The organism is Gordonia polyisoprenivorans (assembly GCF_017654315.1).
Classification (GTDB): Bacteria; Actinomycetota; Actinomycetes; order Mycobacteriales; family Mycobacteriaceae; genus Gordonia; species Gordonia polyisoprenivorans_A.
This window is the reverse complement of sequence record NZ_CP072203.1, coordinates 1,773,852-1,789,214: the sequence shown is the minus strand read 5'-3', so window position 1 is coordinate 1,789,214 and position 15,363 is coordinate 1,773,852. Positions and strand designations below refer to the sequence as shown.

At 65.4% G+C, this 15,363-nt stretch carries 14 protein-coding genes; 4 read left to right on the top strand and 10 right to left on the bottom strand.

Going from position 1 to position 15,363, the window contains the following annotated elements; translation table 11 throughout:
- Positions 1-317: 317 nt before the first annotated feature.
- From J6U32_RS08130 to J6U32_RS08120, 3 genes are all read left to right on the top strand, one after another.
- Positions 318-992 carry a GntR family transcriptional regulator gene (locus J6U32_RS08130; RefSeq protein WP_348273370.1) on the top strand — a complete coding sequence of 225 codons (675 nt, stop codon included), beginning with the start codon at positions 318-320 and terminating at the stop codon, positions 990-992.
- Positions 993-1,186: 194 nt separating this feature from the next.
- Positions 1,187-1,699, top strand: a complete 513-nt coding sequence (locus J6U32_RS08125) for an NADPH-dependent FMN reductase (RefSeq protein ID WP_208794565.1) — start codon at positions 1,187-1,189, stop codon at positions 1,697-1,699.
- A gap of 2 nt (positions 1,700-1,701) precedes the next feature.
- A complete protein-coding gene (locus J6U32_RS08120) occupies positions 1,702-2,196 on the top strand; it encodes a flavin reductase family protein (protein ID WP_208794563.1) in 495 nt (164 codons plus the stop codon).
- A gap of 192 nt (positions 2,197-2,388) precedes the next feature.
- Here J6U32_RS08120 and J6U32_RS08115 read toward each other — a convergent pair whose 3' ends face one another.
- On the bottom strand, positions 2,389-2,781 hold the full coding sequence (locus J6U32_RS08115) for a VOC family protein (protein WP_208794561.1): 393 nt from the start codon (positions 2,779-2,781) through the stop codon (positions 2,389-2,391).
- 43 nt (positions 2,782-2,824) lie between these two features.
- Here J6U32_RS08115 and J6U32_RS08110 point away from each other — a divergent pair, with 43 nt between their 5' ends.
- The gene (locus J6U32_RS08110; RefSeq protein ID WP_244332697.1) at positions 2,825-3,214 is read left to right on the top strand and encodes a winged helix-turn-helix transcriptional regulator; all 390 of its coding nucleotides are present in this window, start codon (positions 2,825-2,827) and stop codon (positions 3,212-3,214) included.
- A 492-nt stretch (positions 3,215-3,706) separates the two neighbouring features.
- Here the strand turns inward: J6U32_RS08110 and J6U32_RS08105 are convergent, their stop codons facing one another.
- From J6U32_RS08105 to J6U32_RS08065, 9 genes are all read right to left on the bottom strand, one after another.
- Complete coding sequence (locus tag J6U32_RS08105) at positions 3,707-5,557, bottom strand: APC family permease (protein WP_208794559.1); 1,851 nt, start codon at positions 5,555-5,557, stop codon at positions 3,707-3,709.
- Positions 5,558-5,647: 90 nt separating this feature from the next.
- Positions 5,648-6,679 (bottom strand): hypothetical protein, encoded by a 1,032-nt coding sequence (locus J6U32_RS08100; RefSeq protein WP_244332696.1) that lies wholly within the window; start codon positions 6,677-6,679, stop codon positions 5,648-5,650.
- A gap of 314 nt (positions 6,680-6,993) precedes the next feature.
- Complete coding sequence (locus tag J6U32_RS08095; protein WP_208794555.1) at positions 6,994-8,016, bottom strand: GGDEF domain-containing protein; 1,023 nt, start codon at positions 8,014-8,016, stop codon at positions 6,994-6,996.
- A gap of 521 nt (positions 8,017-8,537) precedes the next feature.
- A complete protein-coding gene (locus tag J6U32_RS08090; protein WP_208794553.1) occupies positions 8,538-9,668 on the bottom strand; it encodes a glycosyltransferase in 1,131 nt (376 codons plus the stop codon).
- A 1-nt stretch (position 9,669) separates the two neighbouring features.
- Positions 9,670-10,887, bottom strand: a complete 1,218-nt coding sequence (locus J6U32_RS08085) for a lipopolysaccharide biosynthesis protein (RefSeq protein WP_244332695.1) — start codon at positions 10,885-10,887, stop codon at positions 9,670-9,672.
- Positions 10,884-12,038 (bottom strand): glycosyltransferase, encoded by a 1,155-nt coding sequence (locus tag J6U32_RS08080; protein WP_208794551.1) that lies wholly within the window; start codon positions 12,036-12,038, stop codon positions 10,884-10,886. The genes J6U32_RS08085 and J6U32_RS08080 overlap by 4 nt, the downstream gene beginning before the upstream one ends.
- A gap of 11 nt (positions 12,039-12,049) precedes the next feature.
- On the bottom strand, positions 12,050-12,679 hold the full coding sequence (locus J6U32_RS08075) for an acyltransferase (protein WP_208794549.1): 630 nt from the start codon (positions 12,677-12,679) through the stop codon (positions 12,050-12,052).
- Positions 12,676-13,857: a glycosyltransferase gene (locus J6U32_RS08070; protein WP_244332694.1), complete on the bottom strand. Its 1,182-nt coding sequence runs from the start codon at positions 13,855-13,857 to the stop codon at positions 12,676-12,678. The genes J6U32_RS08075 and J6U32_RS08070 overlap by 4 nt, the downstream gene beginning before the upstream one ends.
- Positions 13,858-14,147: 290 nt before the next feature.
- Positions 14,148-15,209, bottom strand: coding sequence for a beta-galactosidase (locus J6U32_RS08065; protein ID WP_208794546.1), 1,062 nt, complete (start codon positions 15,207-15,209; stop codon positions 14,148-14,150).
- Positions 15,210-15,363 lie beyond the last annotated feature (154 nt).

Sequence of the window (15,363 nt, the reverse complement as noted above, 5' to 3'; positions counted from 1 at the left end):
ACGATCTTCGGGGCGCTTTGTTTCGGTTCCTGCGCGCTTTCGTGACTCGGCTATTGCGCCGCTGACACACCGGCGTCGGCGTGCATCGGTGCAGTTCAGAGTGTTTCTGTGGGAAACCTGAACGCAATTCCGCCGACTGTGACCCCGACTACTTGACAACGCAAGGACTCGGGTTCGGCCCTAAACTCCCTGCAAGGGGCCAGCACAACCGGACCGGAGTCCAGAGCTTTCGAGGGACTGTCATGACACGATCGACCGAATACCATCCACGCGCACGCGGCGGGTCCGCCCGAGGTCGGCAGGTGTCGTCCCGGCGTGTGCGCGACCTCATCTTGGCGTCGATTCGCGAGGGCAGCCTCGATCTCGACACCCAACTCGTCGAGGAGGACCTCATCCGGATGTTCAATTCCAGTCGCGCAGCCGTCCGTGACGCCCTCAACGAATTGAGCGACGCCGGATTCCTGGTACGCAGGCCGCGGCTCGGCACGCGGGTTCATCGTCGTGACCTGGGCCTGGAGCTCACCGCGATCTCCGGGATCGGCGGAGAATCGGTGGAGATCGTGATCCGCGAACAACGACTGGTCCCCAACCTCCCCCTGGTCCGGACCCGACTGAACATCCACGACGACCACGTTCGGCTGGTGGAGAACACATTTCACGCATTTGGTGAAACCATCGGTTTGCGCAGCGCCTATTTCTCGGCGTCCTATGATGCCGACCCCACCGAACTGGCCGGCATACCGCTGACCATGGAACGGACCGCGGCAGAGTTCTTCGGCACCGATCCCGGCGACGCCTGGGTGTCGATCGGCGCGGAGCGCTGCGACGAGCGGACCGGACAGATTCTCGGTGTTCCGGCCGGCAGCACACTGCTCATGCGCGAGATCACCTACACCACCAGTGACGGCGCCCCGTTCCAGATCGTGTTCGATCGATTCCGCGCGGACTTCGTACGGTTCGAGACCCGCCACGATCATCGGGGTCTGGCGTGATCGTCCGCGGCGCAATCGGGTCCGCGCCGACGTCGATGACGCGGTGACCAGCGCCGTCATCGGTGTCGGTGGAGGTGTCGTCGGCGCGAAGTCGCGCAATGGGGGCGTAACGATCAGGTGACCGACGGTTAATCGTCGGCTCGCACCCTTCGTCTCGGAGTAGTTGTCCGTCACGAAGATTGGAGAGGTGTCACGTGATCGTCACCGTAGTCGCGGGGAATCCGAAACCGGCCTCGCGCACCCTGCATGCGGCCACTCGACTGGCCACCGAGCTCACCGGGCAACAGCCGGACCACGTCATCGACGTGGTGGACCTGGGGCCGGGGTTGCTCGGGTGGGGTGATCCCGCTGTCGCCGAGGCGGTGAGCACCGTCGCCTCCAGCGATCTGGTGGTGATCGCGTCCCCGACATTCAAGGCCACCTACACCGGGCTGTTGAAGCTGTTCCTCGACCAGTTCTCCACCGACGACGGCCTGCGCGGGGTCACCGCCATCCCGCTGATGCTCGGCGCCGGACCGGCGCACTTCATGGCACCGGAACTGCTGCTCAAACCCGTTCTCGTGCAATTGGGTGCCATCACCCCCGCGGCCGGGCTTTACGTGATGGACAAGTCCTACGACCAGCCCGACGCGTTTGCCACCTGGATCGAACGCTGGGGCCAGGTCGTCCTGCGCTCTGCCACCACCCTCGCCACGGAAGGACGATGACCATGATCCCCACCACCGACCTCGACCCCACCGAACTACGAAAAGCGTTCTCGGCCTTCCCCACCGGAGTGGTCGCACTGGCCGGAACCGTCGACGGCGAACCCACCGTTCTGGTGGCATCCTCGTTCGCCGTCGGCGTCTCCCAGGACCCGCCGCTGGTCATGTTCGCCGTGCAGCACTCCTCGACCACCTGGCCCGTTCTGCGCGAGGCGCCGGCGCTGGGTGTGTCGGTGCTCGGCGAGCAGCAGGCCGACGCGATTCGGCAGTTGTCATCGAAGGACAAGGCGGCTCGCCTCGCCGGCGTGAGCACTCGCGTGTTGCCCACCGGCGCAATCCTTCTCGATGCAACACCAGTGCACTTCGAGTGCACCATCGAGAACATTCACCGCGCCGGGGACCACGACATCGTCGTGCTGCGGATCGTCAGCGTCGGCAGAGACCACAGCATCCGTCCGATCATCTGGCACATGTCGTCGTGCACGACGATCGTTGCCTGAGTGCGAGACGACACTGGCTATCTCACCGGGTCTCGAGGCCCTCGCCCTGGCGGGCTCGCGCACCTCGACCATCGGGGGGGAGAGATCGGCACCGCGATCGGGGACCATCATCCGATGGTCGAGGTGCGGGCCCGCCAGGGCGAGCCTCGAGACCCCTTGCGCCGATGCTAGTTTCGTCAGATTGCGGTTTCTCTACCGACAGACGCGCTCGTTGAGCCTGACCTTGTGCAGGATTTCCGCATCCCACTGCACGTACTCGATCACGGCTCCGTCGGGGTGACGAACATAAGCGAACGTGCCCGTCGCGCTCCGCGACGGTCCGCCTACCACTTGCGAGCCCAAGTCTCGCAGGCGATCCATCGTCTCGGTCAGGTCATCAACAACCAGCGGACCGACCGTATCGCGGAAGCGATCCGTCACCTCAGGCGGACCGCCGATCAGCAGGAGATCTCCCACGGCGGCGAGCGACGCTCCCTCGAACTCAAAGCGAAGGTCGGCGGTCTGCCCGACGAGCGTCTCGTACAACGAAAGCGCCGAGTCCAGATCGTCAACGAAGCATCGTGCATAGGTTTTCCGAATCGACATACTCTGAGGTTAGGAACACGGCCACCCACCGGGAAGTACGCACTTGAAAGTAACCACACTTACAGACGTCGAGAGCAACCCCGACGTGCTCGCCGCCCAGACGATTGCCCGCGAGGTGTTCGCCGCCGTCTCCACCAAATGGGGCCTGCGAACCCTCGAATACCTCGACGGCGCGCCCAAACGCTTCGCCGATGTATGCCGATCGGTCGGTCCGGTCAGCCACAAGGTGATGACTCAGACTCTGCGCACGCTTGAGCACTCCGGCCTGGTCGCGCGGCGGGATCATGGACGTGCCAGTCCGCACGTCGACTACTCGCTCACCCCCGCCGGCGCAGAGCTGCTCGCCCTTCTACACACCATGTGCGCCTGGTCCAGGGCACATCTCGATGAATTGATCGAGGGCGGCGCGGCTCACGCATCACGTGACGTCTGACGTTGATGCCGAACGAAGCACGCTGGATTCGCCGGAGTTGACGTGGTTCCGATTCCCATCGTCTCACCGGGTCTCGAGGCCCTCGCCCTGGCGGGCTCGGGCACCTCGACCATCGGGGGAAAGAGCCGGCCCACGGCAAGGGGCAAGGGGCAAGGGGCAAGGGGCAAGGGGCAAGGGGCAAGGGGCAAGGGGCAAGGACGGCCCCGCAATCGGGGGGCATCATCCGATGGTCGAGGTGCGAGCCGCGTGCGGCGAGCCTCGAGACCGCCTGCGCCGATGCTGGTTTCGTCAGTCCCGCGGTGGATACGATACCTCTCATCTCACCGGGTCTCGAGGCCCTCGCCCTAGCGGGCTCGGGCACCTCGACCATCGGGGGAAAGGCCGGCCCACGGCAAAGCGGAAGGGCAGCCCCGTGATCGGGGGCCGTTATCCGATGGTCGAGGTGCTAGCCGCGTGCGGCGAGCCTCGCGACCGCTTGTGCCGACGCTGGTTTCAGGCCATCGGCCGCGCGCACACCCGCGTGACGAGCGCTGCGGTGTCGCGCCGCAAGACATCTTCGAGATCATCGGCGCGTCCGGCGGAGAGGAGACGTGAGCGGGCTGTGGCGTCGGGATCGGGGATGACGACGAGCACGTCGTCGGTGGCGGTGAGGCCTTCGACGTAGTCGGTGATGGCCTCGACGATCGAGTCCTCGTCGACGGCGTACAGGGTTTCCAGCGGCACCATCGGATGCCGCTCGCGCCAGCACGTCGCGAAACCTTCCTCAGGGGACACCGCGACCTCGACGTGCACCACCCGGACCTCCCGCCCGAAGGATCGGGCCCGGCGCAGCGCGTCCTCGACCGCGATGCACGGCTGCGATACCGGCACCACGGCGATCCCCTGCCCGGCAAAGGAGCGGTGGGTGAGCGTCTTTCGTACGAGATCGGCGTGATGGTCGGCGGCAGCCGCGGCGATCCGGCGCTTACGGTATGCACGCGAGACCGCCGACATCGACGCAACCAGCACGACGAGCACCACGATGACCCACAGCGACCCCTCGTCGGCCTTCATCACGGTCACCACCACGGTGGCCAGGCCGGTCGCTGTGGCGCCGATCGCGTTGAGCGCCAGACGCCATCGCCACCCGCGAGTGCGCGCTGACCACCAGTGCCGCACCAAACCCAGTTGGGCGAGCGTGAATCCGATGAACACGCAGATCGCGAACAACGGCACGAGCAGATTGACGTTGCCCTCGGTCACCGCGATCAGGATGCCGGCGGCAACAGCGAGTACGAGCACGCCCTCGCGGTAGACACCATGGGTGGCGCGGGTGAGCCGATGCGGCAGGTAGTCGTCGGCGGCGACCACCTTCATCAGCTGCGGCAGTCCACCGAAACTGGTGTTGGCGGCCAACGCGAGCAGGATGACCGTCGCCGCCTGAATGACGTAATACAGTGCACCACGCCCGAAGACGCCCTCGGTGATCTGCGAGAGCACGGTCACCCCGTCGCGCGGTTCGATGTGCAGCACCTCCACCAGCGCGGCCACCCCGAGCATCATGGCACCCAGCAGCACACCGAGTGCCACCTCGGCATGCTGGGCACGTCGAACCCGGTTCTGCCGGAACTGCGGGGTGGCGTTGGCGATGGCCTCGACACCGGTCAATGCGGCGCATCCGTTGGCGAATGCCTTGAGCACCAACAGGAGTCCCACGGTGGTGAGGGTGCCGGTGGTGTGCTCGACCGAGGAGTGGGTGGGGTGCCCACCGGTGATCAGTCCGACGACGATGAGCGAGAGGATCGACACGATGAAGATAACCGTCGGCGCCATGAACACCATTGCGCTGCTGACGATGCCGCGGAGATTGACCGCGGTGATGAGCACCAGAACGCCCAGACCGATCCACACCGTGTACGGCCGTGCCGCGGGGATCGCCGACGTCAGCGCAGCGGTCCCGGCCGCCACCGACACAGCGACGTTGAGCACGTAGTCGATGACCAGGGACGCCGCCGCCACCAGCGCCGGACGCCGGCCGAGATAGCGCTTCGACGACGCATACGCCCCTCCCCCGTCGGGGAAGACTGCGATCAGCTGCCGATACGATGCGATCAGGATGGCCAGCAGCGCAACGATGGCCGCGCTGACCGGCAGCGTCAGCCCGAGGGCGTGGCTACCCGCGGCGGCCAGGACAACGACGATCGCCTCCGGGCCGTAGGCCACTGACGCCATCGCATCCAGCGATAATGCGGCGAGCCCGGTGGTCGCGGTCAGACGCCGTTTCTCGGCAGGGTCGGGCGGTTCCGGGGTCTCCGGTGTCGGTCCGGAATCCGTCGGGGCGGTGCGGGTCGCGATGTTCAGCACTGTGCCGTTCTACGTCCGCCAAGCGAGCGATACCGCGTTCCATACGATCTTTTGACGCTGCGCCGGTGATCGTTCACGGCAGCATGACGGTCAGCCCACCCGATACCGCGTGAAGCCTTCCCGGGCCAGGGTGAAGCCGTAGCCGTTCGGGTTCTCGCAGGCGAGACCGGCCGACCGCGAGTAGCAGACGATCGTCAGGTTGGGGCGGGGCTGCCAGGTGACGGCGGTGCCATAGGGCAACGTCGCTCCGACCTGGCGATAGGCGCCCTGCAATAACGACGCGCACACCGGTTTGTCGAAGTCCGCCCAGCCGAACATCGTCGCATTCGTCTCGTCCTGTCGGTCGTACACACCGCAGGTGTCATCGAGGGGTACCGGCACGCTGAACTTGGTCTCACACAGCAGACTCGTCGATGTGCCGGAGCAGATGACGTTTCCCGACGGCAGGGCGAAGCCGAACGTCGAACCCGGTCCGCCGTCGGCGAACTGGGATGCGGGCAGCATTCGGTAGCTGCCTCGATCGAACACCGGACCGGCTGCGGTGGTTGTCGTGGTGGCTGGTGTCTGTGGGCTCAGTTCCAGCCAGAGCCTACCGTCGGCGATGGTATCGAGATCCGGAGTGGCCGTGACAGTTCCGCCCGAGACGGTGAACGTGGCGGACTTCCACGCGGGTTGCTCGACACCGCTGGATCGGGTGTCGACCGACGCGACGATGCGATCAGGGGTGGCCGACGAGATCCGGATCTCGCGGAACTCGTACGGGCGGATCGTCGACAGTTTGCCGTCGACGAAGATCGCGAGTGCCTCGAACAGGCTCGAGCCGGTACCTGCGGGCCGGTCCCGGTCACCGTTCTGGCCGGCCAGGATGGCGTAACCCAATCCCTTTTGGCAGGCATCGAAGTTGGTGGCCTTCGGATGGGTGTCGAGATGGCCCCATGTGTCCGGAGACGGCCCGCCGGTGGGCACCACGCTGCCGGCCAGCCAACTCGGTGTGGGCGCACACGACGTGCTCGACGACGCGGTGGCGGTTGCCGTCGCAGTGCGAGTGATCGTTGATGGCTCGGCCCCTTGCGAGCTGTGACAGCCCGCCACCAGCACGACAGCCGCGACTATCACGGCCATGACACTGAGTCGCCGGATCACGGGGCCTCTCCTTCATCGACGCGTGTGGTCACAGTAGCGCCATTTCGCGCGGGCGTATTCTCGATTTGGTTTCTCGCGTGTCGCCCGTCGATCTCTCCGGACGGCAGCGACGGTCCAAACCAGCCCTGACACAAGCGGTCTCGAGGCTCGGCGCCAGCGCGCCTCACACCTCGACCAGCGAGAAGAAGGGCCCGGCAGACAAGTAGAAGTCAGACAACCGAATGACGCTCATGATGCGGAAACAGCAGCGGCACAGGATGTCTCGAGGATAGTCGCTGCCGCAATGGCAACGTTCAACCCGCATCCTTGCGACCATCACGGCGTCGACGCTTCTGGGACAACATTTCGCGGTCCGATTCGGCAAGCAGACGCGTCAACGTGGTCGTGGCACCCGGCTCCGGCGCAGCCCACCCGATCGACGCCGACTGCGGTAGCGCGGAAATCGATTCCACGACCCGATTCTGCAACTGCCGGACGCCTGTGTCACTGTCGCTGACGATCAGGACGACGAACTCGTCACCCCCGATGCGAGCGGCGAGCTGACCGGCGTCGAGCAGCCACCGCAGCGACCCGCCGGCGGCCTGGATCATCCTGTCGCCCTCGGCGTGACCGCGAGTGTCATTGAGGTGCTTGAGTCCGTCGATGTCGATGCTGCCGACGACGACCGGTCGAGCGCGGGTGAGTGCTTCATCGAGCAGAACGTGGCCGCGGGTCGTCAGTCCGCGGCGGTTCAGCAATCCGGTGAGGTCGTCGGTGATGGCCAGGGCCCGAATGGTCTCATTGGCACGGTGCAGTCGACGCTCGGTCCGCTGCCACGTCAGCGCGATGATAAGCGCGAGTACATCGGCCTTCACGAGTTGCAGAATGACCGAGCCGAAACTGACATCGGTGGTGAAGTGGATGGCGTATGCAGCGGCGGCGACATTGACCAGCGCGATGAGGACCACGGCGATGCGCGGATAGGGAACCAACGCACCCAAGGCGACGATCACCAGCAACGTACCGATTGCGGGGTAAGCGATACCAGTGAACGCGATGTACACGAGCGGGTTGATTGCCACCACGACAGCGGTCGCGGTCACCACAATCGGTGCGCTGACACGTTTGATCACGTCACGGCGGCGCCACAGCAGCAAACCTTCGGCACCCAACACGGCAGCGGTGAAGATCGCGACCCACGACGGTGCCCAGACATTCGGTGCCGTGTCAAACAGAAACTGTGCCACGCCGACAGCCAAGAACAGCAGAGCACCGAGTCCGACCGTAAGCGCAAGTCGATCGTCAACGAGCGCGTGGACACGCTCTGTACTCGACATCGTGATCACACTCCCGACAATCGTCGCAGATGCGACCCAGTGTAGGCCCGTGCACAAGCTCCGGCATCGTGCAGGTTGATCGTCGGTGGCTACGATCAGACACGTCTGCGCATCCATTGCGCCGAGTCGACCGAGCCACACGCACGCGCTCAGCGCGGCCGATGGCGCCGAACGCAATGTTCCGAGCATCGCGGTGGGTGGGTCGATTCCCATTACCACCTGGATCACGCTCTCCACCACATCGAGATTCCCCGGTGTCTCGCCGATGAGAGGCAGAGCTTTTCCGCCGATGGTCGAGGTGCCCGAGCCCGCAAGGGCGAGGGCCTCGAGACCCGGCGACACGACAACGGGAGTACGGAACCAGCAGCGGCACAGGAGGTCTCGAGGCTCGGCGCTGGCGCGCCTCACACCTCGACCAGCGAGAGGAAGACGCGGCAACCATACGGCGCGACAGCGGGAGTACGGAACCAGCAGTGGCACAATAGGTCTCGAGGATCGACGACCGATTATAGGGGACGGGGTCAGTGACCGGGGGTCGGGGGGCGACGGAGGATGAGGGATTCGACGGCCTCATGAGGGACGCGGTCGTGCCATCGGGCGGCGTTGGTGTCGTAGAGGCGTTCGCCCTCTTTGCGAGCCATCTCGGCGTCGAGGAGGTATTCGCGGCAGCGGGCCACGAATTCGGCATCGTCGTCGTACGGGGTGAGTCCGAAAACCGGGCCCAGGGAGCCGATGGCGGCCGAGGTTCCGACGACGGGCAGACCGATGCTGGCGGAATCGAGCAGCTTCACCCGCACTCCACCGCCGGTGCGCACGGGGGCGACGAGCGCACGACACGTGCTCAAGAACGCGGTGATGTCGTCGACGAAGCCGAGGTCGCGGACGCCGTCGGGCAGCGGCGGTTGTTTCGCGCCGGCTTTCGGGGCGCCGATGACGCAGAGTTCTGCGCCGTCGATGCCCTTCGAGATCTCCGGCCACAGACGCAGCGCCTCGAGGAAGGCCTCCTGGTTCGGCGGCCATCCTCGAGTACCCATGAATGCCAGTCGTGGGGGCGCGATGTCACGATGAGCGGGAACACCGGGCGGCAGGGTGAGATCGATCCATCGCGCGTTGGGTACGCCGTTGTCGCGGTAGTACTGCGCTTCCTCGAGGTCGTAGCCGCCGAGGGCGTCGGCCTTGCGGGCAACCCGCAACTCGTCGGCGGTGATGCGCGGCGCCTCGAGCCTGCCGATGGTGCCGCGGGTCAGCTTCCACACCGACGACTCCGGGTTGACGGTGCTGATGACGAACGGTGCCGACACACTGTGTCGCGAACGCAGAAATGCTTCTGCCATATAGGAATGCTCGGCGACATAGACGTCACTGCAGGTGGTGTCGATGGCGTCGACCAACTCGTCGACGTCGTAGCGGACGTGGCACAGACTGCGACGCGTCGTCACACTTCGCCACGCCAGCGACGGCCCTTTCACTGCCGGCTTGGGTACCCGCACGACGCTGCCGTCGGCGTTCGGGCCAACCCCGTTGCCCGACAGGCACACCGCACGCACATCGAAGTTCTCCCGTGCGATGTCCATCACGACCCGCGACAGGGCGATGTCTCCGCCGTGCTCGTGCTCGGGGTCCTTCGACAGCAAGAACGTCACCGACGTCATCTCATTCACCCTCTCTGACAGTCTGTTCCGGAACCATCGCAGCCTGCTCGGCTTCCACCGCGGGAATCGGACGGCGCACCGCGACGAGATAGATGACCAGCAGCAGCGCATCGGTCACCACCGACGCGATACACGCACCGATCGATCCCCAATGCGCCAGCGCGAACACCAACAGCAGCTTGATCGGGGCGAGCACGCCGGCGGCGACGCTGCGGACGATATCGCGGCGCTGCACGTACAACACCGTCATCAGAACGAAGTTGACCACCCGCATGGCCACGAACACCCCGATGATCACCAACGACCACGCCAGCTGCGTCGAGAACGGTGTGGCGAGCATGATCAGCCCGGCGGCGATCACCGATCCGGACGTCGTCACCGCCACGGCAGCAATGTGTTTGGTGGGTGGGCCGGCACTCAGCGCACCACCGGCTGCACGGAGCGGCTCGTGATAGGTGTTGCCCAACGCCATCCCGAGTTGGGCTGCGGCCCAACCGACGGTGCTCGCGATCGCGTAATACCCGGCGATGTCGGAATCGGTGAGGGCACCGAGCAGCAGGATGTCGCCCTGCATGTACGCGGCATTGGCCAGGTGCTCGGCGAACAGCACCGCGATCAGCCGGGGATGGCCGGGAATGCCGGGACGGTTGCCCGGCACCAGCATCAGCCCACGCGCGGCGACCACCACGTACGGCAGGGCGTAGAGCACACTGGCAGCGGTCAGGTTCGGATGCGGTGCCACCAGAAGGTATCCGGCGCCGAGGACGATGCTGGAGAACTGGCGGATGGTGTCCATCCGCATCACCCGATCGGGGTGTCCGTCGCGCAGCGGGGCGCTCTTGACCGCGTTGAACACGATCTCGCCGCCACCGACGACCAGCGCGAACCATGCGAGATAGGAGAACGGCGAGCACGCCGCGCCGGCGATCATCAATCCGATACCGAGCAGGGCTCGGGAGGCGCGCTCGGTGAGGAAACGTTCCCTGGACTCGCGGATCGCGCGGACGTTGAACGGATTGTCCAGTGGAGCAGCGATGATCGCGCCCAACGCGAAGCCCATCGCGTACTGCCCGTAGGACCCGACGCCGAGATGGGCGACGACCACGATGGTCCACAGCAACCCGGAGGCGCGGCCGCCGTAGGCCCAGCCGGCGGCGACCACCGCTTTGATCACATTGCGGCGACCATCGACGGGAGTCGGGGCGTCGGTCACCGTCACCGCGACCCCGCAGGCTTCGTTGAACTCTCTGACACCGACGACGTCCCCAACACCGACGACCACACCGAGACATAGCCCCCGATCACGGTGTCGGGTTCGCGCAGCTTGCGCATACCTTCCACGCTCGCGGCCATCATCGCCAAACGCTCCGTGTCATCGACGATCTCGACGATCGTGCCGGCGAGCGCGGCCGGTGTCTGCTCGGGACTGACGCCGTCGTCGATCGCCACGGCCCCACCCTCGGCCCCCAACTCGCGCAGCGCACCGTGACCGGTGGTGACGATCGGCGTCAGATGACTGATGGCATCGGCGACCACACCCGAGGACGGATAGGCGGTGCCGTACGGGCTGCGATCGCCGTAGGGCACCACCAGCGCCCGAATCGAGGCGAAGTACCCGGCCATCTCCTCCTCGGCCAGCCCGCCGAGGATCTCGATGCCGTCACGGCTCGGCAGGTTCTCGGTGCCGCGGCCGGCGATCCGAATGGCGATGTCGTCGGGTAGTTCGTCGCGCAGTCGTTCGACATGCTCGAAACCCTTGCCCCGGTATACGAGTCCGAAAAGCCCGACGGCTCGCGGACGGTCGGGGGCCGGCGGCATCTCCGGCATCGCCCGCACCGTCAGGGGCGCAACGTGCACCGTGGCGTCCGGATAGCGCTCCCGCAGCGATTGTGCGCCGATCACGCTGGTGCCGAACAGAATCCGATCACCGAACACCCCCCGCTCGACGCGGCGGGAGACCGCACGCATCGGGAAGTGCAGGCCGTGATTGAGTAACCGCCGACGCTGCAGGAATCGCGTGCGCGCGGGCCACCACACCAGTCCGGGCGGATCGTGCACCGTCGCGGAGATCGCAAGCTTGTCCGATGCCACGAGACCGGCTGTGGGCCAGAAGGATTCCACCGATCCGCCGGAGAACTCGGCGTGCAGCACGGTCGGCCGGTCGGACGCCGCGATCAACTCGGTCAGGTGTCGACGCCGCCGACGCAGGTCGGCCACCGTGTCGGACCCGGGGCTCCCGTGTCGAACCTCGATCACCTCGGCCACATGGCCACGTAACGTCTCAGCAAAACGCACCGAATAGGAGCCCACCCCGCCACATTCGGCGCGCGGGCCCACGTGGATCACCCGTAGATCCGCCAACTCTGCCATCACTGTCGGCGTCAGTAGAACAGCGGCCGGTACTTCGGCCGGTATCGGAGTGCGGTCTCGGGACGTTTGGAGATGACGCGAGCGGGCACCCCGCCGACGATGTCGAGATCGGCGACATCCTTGCCGACCATGGCACACGCGGCGACCACCGCACCGCGTCCGATGCTGACACCACTGACAATGGTTGCGCGACTGGCGATCCACACGTAGTCGCCGATGTAGACCGGCTCGATGACGGGCACGAACTCCGGGCTGGCCGGGTCGTGTTTGCCGGCGATGATCTGGGTGTCACTGGCGATCACCACATTGTCACCGATGCAGATCCCCGACCGGGCGTCGAAGAGCACCCGGAATCCGATGGAGCAGGCCTCACCGATCCGGATCTGATCGATGTCGAAGACCTGGCAGCCCCGCAGGATCGAGGTGTCCTTGCCGATCTTGGCTCCGAACAACCGCAGGAAGCCCTGCCGGATCGTATGCGACGGGATGAAGGTGATGAGGTTGTTGTACAGCAGGATTCCGACGCGATTGCGCGTCTTGGCGATCGTGGAGATGTCGTTGAACGAATACCTCGGCGTGAAATCGTCCCGTTCGGGGACGGTGACGCTCGCCGGGGCGGCCACGGTCTCGTTGTCGCTCACACCATCTCCTTTGCCGATGCCGCCGGTCCTAGGTCGGTCGTTCCGGGTGCTGCCGATCTGTAACCTGGCGCACTCTCGTCGATCACCCGTCGGATCTCGCCGATGAACGCGCTCTCGTCGAACTTGTGTACGTGATGGCGGATGACGTCGGTATCCCAGTCCATCGCCACCACCCGGTCCACCGCATCACGGATCTGCTCGGGTTCGGGCTCGTCGAAGAAGTCACCGTTGATGCCCTCCACGACGGTGTCGAGGAATCCGCCCCATCGCAACACCACACACGGTTTGCCGTACATGCCACCCTCGAGCGGGGTCAGCCCGTAATCCTCGTAGCTCGCCGCCACGACCGCGGTGCAGTGCTGATACAGCCACGCCATCTCGGTGTCGGCGAGATCCTGGAGCATGGTCACATTGTCGGGGCAGATCGCTTGCAGCGCATCTTTTTCCGGACCACGGCCGACGACGACGAGGCGACGCCCGCTACCTCGGAAGGCCTCGATGACCTTGTCGACGTTCTTGTAGGACAGCAGCCGGGAGATACACAGGAAGAAGGGGGCGTCGGTCAGCGACGCGTCCGGCGATACCGCGCCCTCGACCGGGGCGGGTGCGGTCACCGGTGCGGAGACCACGGTGGAGCTGAGTCCGTAGGTGGTGCGGATGCGGTCACGGACCGCGTTGGAGATCGCCAGGTACCGATCGCAGTCGTAGGCGGCCCGACGGTCCCACCGCTTGAGTCCCGGTCCCATCGCCGCCATGGCAAACCGTTTGAGTCCGCTCGGCGACTCCCCAAGGTACACGTCGGTCTGGTAGAGCCATCGCGCAGGCGAATAGCAGTAGACTATCTTGGTTCCGGTCGTGGAGAAGCCGTGCGCCCACCCGCTGGTGCTGGTGAGCACGATGTCGGCGTCGATGACCATCCGTGATGCAGCAAAGGGCAAGAGCGGCAACGCGGCCCGGTGGTTCTTGCGCAGGAATCCGACCCGGTTCACCGGCGAGGTCACGACGGTCTTCTCGGCGAACTCCGGATAGGTCTGATCGGGTTCGAAGAGCAGTGTGTGGATCACCGCCTCCGGGAAGGCCCGGCTCAGCGACAGCACCACCTTCTCTGCTCCACCGCGTTGGGTCAGATAGTCGTGCGCAATGGCGATCCTTGGACGTGGAGCGTCATCAGTAACCACGGGTCCATCCATTCTCTGTGAGTACGCAGCCCGAAGATCGCCGCGGCAAGACCAGACAGAGGCACACGACCGCCACCTACGGCCACGTGCACAATTCTCACCACGGAATCAGTCAGAGCGTGCTGGGAATGCCACCGCATCCCTGGGACAGGGAAACGCTAACACCGCTTCCTGAAATCGGCATCTCGAGTGCATTGTGACCGGGATCTCGCGCGCATTCTGTAACACTGCTTACACGATGATCGAAAACCATTCTTTGTTTCGCATACGGAGTCGGAAGAATCCGACGGTCACCCCGCGAGAACCGAGGCGGCGTATTTCGGTGCCCAGTCGTAGGTGAACAGCGCCCCGAAGTTCTGCTCGCGGTCGGTGGTGCTGGTCCCCGAGTCGCGGATCGTGTAGATCAGCGTCGGACCGGCGAACCCGCAGTTGGCGGCGTACCAGAGCATGTCGGTGATCTGTTTGGCCTGCTCGACCTGGCTCACCCCGTCGGGGGAGGCGGACGCGGTGGGTGCACCGATCTCGGTGAACCAGATCTTCTTGGCGCCGTCACCCCGGGCGATCATCAGATTGCGCAGGCCGACGGTGTCGCTGATGACATTCTCCGGGTTGGTCGTGATTCCGCCGGGAAAGACATACGGGTGCATCGCGGCCGCGTCGAAGTAGCCCTGCGCGCCATTGTTGTACATCGCGGTGTAGTACGAGAGCGGCGAGTACGGACCGACCGAGCGCGCCAGACCCGCGCTGATGACGGTCGCGCCGGGCTGGGCCGCCTTGACCGCCGTGTATGCGGACTTCAGCAGCGAGGTATACCGCGCGGCGTCGACACTGCCGCCGAAGAACAGCGGCAGGTTCACCTCATTCCAGATCTGATAGTTCGACACGTTGGCCTTGTACCGAGCGATCAGGGCGCGCAGGAAGGTCGAGAGGTCACCGTTGTCGGTGGGCGGCGCGGTGAAGAAGCTACCCGCCGGACGCGACCACGCCGGCGACGACACCACCGTGGCCAGCACTTTCAGACCGTGCGCCCGGGCCGAGTTGATCAGTCGGTCCGGCGTCGACCAGTTGTAGGTGCCCTCGGTCGGCTCGATGGAGTTCCAGTCGATGACCACTCGCAGCCAACTCGCCTTGGTCTTGACGACGCCGTCGAGCTCGCGGTTCAGGTCGGCCTGCGACAGCCACAACAGGTCGCTGCCGCCGGCGAACCCGTAGCCGTCCGGCGGCATGGACACCTCGGCGCTCGCGCGGCCCGGTTCGGCGCCGACCATTCCCACACCGAGAACAGCGAACACGACGAGAACGATCGAGAACACCCGCAAACGGCACACCGCGCTCGGCAAGACATGTTTCATGCACGCATCGTAACCAGAGCTTCTTACATATTCTCCCTCGGAGATGAAATGCGTGTGAATTGCGTGACAATCGCCCCAATGATGTCCAATTCAGGTGTCTCGACGCGCCAATTCTCGCGGCCCATGCGAACATCTCTTTGTCGGACCCGAGGCA